The following is a 1,065-nucleotide window of genomic DNA, read 5'->3' as shown; positions in this document are numbered from 1 at the left end:
GCGAAGGCGACGCGCACCGCGTGACGAAGATCAATGGCAACGACCCGAATGCGGAGCCAGAGGTCATCGCCGCCGCATACAACAACGAAACGCTCAACTGGCCGAACGACATCGCAGTCTCAGCCAGCGGTCGCGTCTACTTCTCCGACCCGAACTACAGCAACGAGCCAAACAATCTGCCGCACGAATCGATCTACATGGCGGAGCACAGCTTCGGCGGAGCATGGAGCGTGACCCGCGTCACCTTCGACACGGCCAAGCCGAACGGCGTGCTGCTCTCCCGCGATGAGAAGACTCTCTACGTCGCAGACAGCACACACTCAACCGGAATACCTCGAGAGCTCCGGGCATATCCGGTGCTGGAGAACGGCACGCTCGGCCCTGGCGAGCAACTGTTCAGCTTCGGTGAGAACCGCGGCATCGACGGCATGACCCTGACAACAGAGGGACTGATCGTTGCGACCGCAGGCAGTCCGAACTCCGGACCGGGCTCGATGATCTACGTCTTTGATCCTTCGGGACTCGTGAAGGAGACGCACCGCACGCCTGCCGAGTCTCCAACGAACTGCACATTCGGCGGCGGATCGCTTGGCGACCTTTACGTCACGTTCGCCACTGGCTTCGTCTATCGGGTCACGAACACCGGCATGACAGGCCACCTCGCGTATCCGGCTCGCAGGTTCTAGCCGGAGCGTCCCGCGGCAGCCCAGCGCTCGGTGGCTGGAGTGAGGCACTGAAGCCATGCGACGACCGGTCCTGACGGACCCTCGCCGCTTCTGGCGTCTACAACACCTAGCCGGACTCTCTGGCCTGAGCTCTGCGGCTCAAGGCATGTGGGATGGCCCGTTTCCGGGTCGCGCCCGTCGTGCCAGGTTCCGTCAAAGCCCCGCCATCGTGCGCCTGCAACCACGTAGCCTTCGCCGGTGTTGCTGCCATCCTGCTCGAAGCCGATGGCAGCCCCTTCGTGATCGACGCTGTTAACGGTTCCGCTCAGGACCTGCACATTGGTATCGTCGCCCGTGTTGAGCACCACACCCGCTCCCAGCAGTACTCCCATGACGATTC

General features: G+C 62.9%; 2 protein-coding genes. One reads left to right on the top strand and one right to left on the bottom strand.

Features of this window, described 5'->3' with window-relative positions; translation table 11 throughout:
• Positions 1–686 (top strand): SMP-30/gluconolactonase/LRE family protein (locus MJD61_06195; GenBank protein ID MCG8554865.1); only part of this gene is annotated, 686 nt, incomplete at its 5' end.
• Here MJD61_06195 and MJD61_06190 read toward each other — a convergent pair.
• On the bottom strand, positions 683–1,065 hold a 383-nt coding region (locus tag MJD61_06190), incomplete at its 5' end, for a hypothetical protein (GenBank protein MCG8554864.1). The genes MJD61_06195 and MJD61_06190 overlap by 4 nt on opposite strands.

The organism is Pseudomonadota bacterium, assembly GCA_022361155.1.
GTDB lineage: Bacteria > Myxococcota_A > Polyangia > Polyangiales > JAKSBK01 > JAKSBK01.
The sequence above is the reverse complement of the archived record's forward strand: the minus strand, read 5'-3'. Positions and strand labels throughout refer to the sequence as shown.